This window comes from Sphingopyxis sp. (assembly GCF_035565275.1).
In the GTDB taxonomy this organism is placed as follows: Bacteria; Pseudomonadota; Alphaproteobacteria; order Sphingomonadales; family Sphingomonadaceae; genus Sphingopyxis.
Window position 1 is genome coordinate 1 of the sequence record NZ_DATMST010000093.1, and the last position, 4053, is coordinate 4053.

Consider the following 4053-nt stretch of genomic DNA (forward strand, 5'->3'; position numbering starts at 1 on the left):
CGTCGCCGCGACGCTCGCGGCGCCGGCGGTGTCGCACGCCGACAGGATGACGAGGTCGGCGTCGATCTTGAGGTCGAAGATTTCCTGGAAGGTCAAAAGCCCGTCCGAATCGGCGTCGCCGAACGAGGTGACGAGCGCCGGACGTGCGGGGCAGGCGGGACGCGGCGCGGTGACGAGGCCGTGCGTCGCGAAGTGGATGATGCGATAATCGCCAAGGTCGGCGCGGTTCTTTACCGCCGTGTCGGTGAACGCGCCCCCGGTCAGCAGCGTCGCGGCATCGCGGCCCATCGCGTTTTGCGCGGTCACCAGCTCGTCGGCCGAAATCGGCCGCGCCCATTGCGACACGTCCCACAGGCAATCGCCATCGACGTTGCCAGATGCCGCGCTGCGCGTGCCGGACGCGGGCAACCGCTCGCCGACAGGCAGATTTTCGCCGAGGCCGAAATATTGCCGGGTGGCCCGCGACGGCGCCGTCTGGCGCGCGTTGCGAAAGGCGAGGGTCGAGACCGCAGTGCTCGGCCGCGCCGTTCGTCCGAGCCAGGCGATCTGGCGCATGTCGAACGGATCGGCGTCGGGGTCGAGCAGCCGCTGTTCATAGGCGGCAAGGCCCGTATCGGCGGTGATGAGCAGGTTGACCGGCAGCCGCAGCATGCCCCCGTCGGGCTCGAAAATCAGGTGCGGAACCGCCGGCAGGCGCGCGGCGACCGGGCCGAAGAGCTGCCCGTAAAGCTTGTAGGATGCTGCGGCGTCGAACGGATAGGTGACGCGGCGTCCGTTTTCGACGATCGAGATCGTCGACCGGATCGCATCGACCGCGGTATCGAGGCCTGCCGCGCTGATGTCCGATTTCCACAGCTGTGCGCTGCCCTGTTCGATCAGCATCGCATAGACGCCGTCGCCGACGACGAGCATCTTCAGATAGGCTTCGTCGGGGCGCAGCACCTTCTGCAGTTCGGGAAGGTCGAGCTTGCCGGGGGCGACGACGCGATATTGCGGGAAAGCAGACAGCGCGGCGACGGTTTCCGCCTGCTGGAACGCCAGATTGTCGATCTGGGTCTTCACGTCGGCGCGCAGCGCGTTCACTTCGGGCGAAACCGGCAGCTGCGAAAGCCGTTCGTCCTCGATCCGCGCGCGTTCGATGTCGCGATTCAACGTCGTCGCCTGCCGGAACAGCCGCGCACCCTCGTCGCTTCCGCTCGACAATTCGCGCGCGAGTACCGCCTGCGTGTCGGCGACGCCGGGGCGGACCTGCAGCTGGCTGGCGACGAAGAAATCGCCGATCGCGGCGGGGTCGGTCGCCGCGCGGCTGGCGAGCAGCCGGTAATAGGGCGCCATGACGTTCGCCATGCCGGTGGTCGAGCGCTGCATATTCGCCAGCGCGGTGACGACTTCGCGATAGATGCCCATCGCCTTGTCGTCCTGACCGTGACGGGTCAGAAAGGCGGCGTAGCGCGCCCGCGCCGATGCGAGCGCGTTGGTTTCGGGATATTCGATCGCCAGTGCATTGACCGATTCGGTGAAGCGCGCGTCGGCGGCGCCGTTATCGCCAAGTGCCTCTTCGGCAAGTGCGAGTTCGCCAAGCATCTGCGAGCGCAGCCGGATGATCGAGGTCACGCGGCCTTCGCGAACGGCAAGCGCGTCCGCCAGACCCTTGAGCTGCGCCTCCTTGGCCGCCTGCGCATTTCCGCGCAGCCGTTCGACCGTGCCGAGCAGATGAACCGCCTGCGCGTCGATGATCCGGGCGCGTTCGTTGGGCGACAATCGCTCGCGGTCGTTGCCTTGACGGATCACGCGCGCGCTGTCGCCGCTGTTGACCCCGGCGACGATCTGCGGCGTCAGCGTCACGCCGTCATCCGCGACCGTCACTCCGGTAGCGAGCGGCGGGATCGACGCCCTGAGCATGGCTGCGGCGCCGTCATAATCGCGCTGGTTAAGCGCGTTGATCGCACGAAAATTGCGGCGCAGGCGCCGCTGGACGATATCGACCGTCGGGATCGCCTCGACCTCGGCGAACAGCCGCGCGGCCTCGGCGAACTCGCCAAGATTCGAGCGTTGTAGCGCGCGGTTCAGCGTGAATTCGGTGGGGTCGATGTCGGCGGCCGATTGTTCCTCGACCGCGCGGCGCGACAGCGCCTCGAAAAATTCGGCGGCCTCGGCATAATCGCCACTGTGGTTGCGGCGGTACCCCTCGGCCAGCGCCTTGTCGACGTCGATGGTGCCGGCAAGGGTGCGGGCGAAACCGTCGTTGCCGCCGATCGACGTCGTCGCGACCTTGATCACGCCCGGCACGATCTTGCGTTGCCGCACCGATTCGAGCGCGAGATTCAGCGCGTCGCCATAGGCCGCAAAACCTTCGACGCTGTAGACGTCCTTCCCGTCGGGCTCGATCCGCGTGGACCATACGACATTGCTGTTCCTGACGGTGCAGGCCCCGTCGACGGCGCAGGCGATCGTTCCGGCCCGGTTCTGGTCGATGCGGGTGCGGGCCTCGTCGGCTGTTGTCCTGAGCACGCGGACATATCCGACGGGCTGGCTGGCGTCGCGGCAGATGATCGTCCAGGCGCGTTCGAACATCCCCCTGACGACGCCGTCGCGGACGGTCGCCTGCACCTCGCACAGCGAGCCGCCCTGCTCGCCGATCGAGAAACTGTCGCGAAGCGTGGGATCGGTGACCTGCGCGTGGCCGGCCCCGGGCGCGGCAACAGCCAGCAGCGCCAGCACCGGCACAAGGTGCGAATGTCGAACCTTCATCCCCAATCCCCCAAACACAAACGTAAAGGCACCGTGCCGACGCGGTGTCGGCAAGGCGCGATCTTCATTGCTGTGGTACGACCCATCCCTTGGCGAGGAACCCTAAACCCTTCGTCTGAAAAAGGGAAGTGATCTGCCGCACAGGCGGCTTGCGCCGCCGGGGTGCCCGACCTATCTGCAGGAGGACATTCCATTCCGGTGAGGACAAGATGAGCGGATTCAACGATCGTGAACGGGCTTTCGAGGCAGAATTTGCACGCGACCAGGAGGTGCAGTTCCGCATTACGGCGCGGCGCAACCGGCTCGTCGGCGAATGGGCGGCCGAACGCATGGGGCTGACGCCCGAGGAAACCGACGCCTATGCCAAGGCGGTGGTACAGGCCGATTTCGAGGAAGCGGGCGACGAGGACGTCATCCGCAAGCTCGCCGGCGACCTGACTGCGGCCAGCGTCGAGATCAGCGATGCCGAAATTCGCTCGGTGCTGAATGACAAGACGGCCGAAGCGCGGCGCCAGTTCATGGACAGCCAGAACTGAGGCGATCCAGATGGGCATGCGCGAAGATGATTTGCGGTCGATGATCGAGGCGGCGCTTCCCGGCGCGGTCGTGACGATCACCGATCTCGCCGGCGACAACGACCATTATGCGGCGCACGTCGTCAGCGAAGCCTTTCGCGGCCTGACCCGCGTCGCGCAGCACAAGGCAGTCTATGCCGCGCTGGGTGGACGCATGGGCGGCGAACTTCATGCCTTGCAATTGACGACGGCCGTCCCTTCATAGGGGGCATGCATTATCGTGGCGCGACGGCGCGCCCGCCCCGGAGACAGACAATGACCGACCCGACCACCCAAGACCGCATTTCCAAGCTGGTTGCCGACCATCCGGTGCTCCTGTTCATGAAGGGTACGCCCCTGTTCCCGCAGTGCGGCTTTTCCTCGCGGGCGATCGCAATGCTCGACCGGCTCGGCGTCGAATATGACACCGTCGATGTGCTGCAGGACATGGAAGTCCGGCAGGGCATCAAGGAATTTTCGGACTGGCCGACGATTCCCCAGCTTTATGTGAAGGGCGAATTTGTCGGCGGATCGGATATCATGATGGAAATGTGGGAAGCCGGCGAGCTTCACACGCTGATGACGGATATTCCGGCGCGCGCCGAATAAGCGCCGCGTCTGGCAGATGCAAAAGCCCGTCGGCGCAATGATGCCGGCGGGCTTTTATGTGTCGGCTTCGGGGTGGAAAGCTGACGTTCGTTCCCTCTCCTTCGTCATCCCGGACTTGATCCGGGATCCATACGATGGT

4 protein-coding genes are annotated in these 4053 nt (G+C 65.7%); 3 read left to right on the top strand and 1 reads right to left on the bottom strand.

The features are described 5' to 3' along the window. A partial coding sequence (locus VN047_RS06865; RefSeq protein WP_325541376.1) for a CHAT domain-containing protein occupies positions 1-2751 on the bottom strand: 2751 nt, incomplete at its 3' end. Between the two features lie 209 nt (positions 2752-2960). Between VN047_RS06865 and VN047_RS06870 the strand changes: the two genes are divergently transcribed. The 3 genes from VN047_RS06870 to grxD are packed head-to-tail and all read left to right on the top strand — an operon-like array spanning position 2961 to position 3914. Continuing rightward, entirely contained in the window at positions 2961-3287 is a 327-nt protein-coding gene (locus tag VN047_RS06870; protein WP_325541378.1) for a DUF1476 domain-containing protein, read from the top strand. A gap of 10 nt (positions 3288-3297) precedes the next feature. Continuing rightward, a complete protein-coding gene (locus tag VN047_RS06875) occupies positions 3298-3531 on the top strand; it encodes a BolA family transcriptional regulator (RefSeq protein ID WP_325541380.1) in 234 nt (77 codons plus the stop codon). 50 nt (positions 3532-3581) lie between these two features. Continuing rightward, positions 3582-3914, top strand: coding sequence for a Grx4 family monothiol glutaredoxin (grxD, locus tag VN047_RS06880; protein WP_325541382.1), 333 nt, complete (start codon positions 3582-3584; stop codon positions 3912-3914). The last annotated feature ends 139 nt before the right edge of the window (positions 3915-4053 follow it).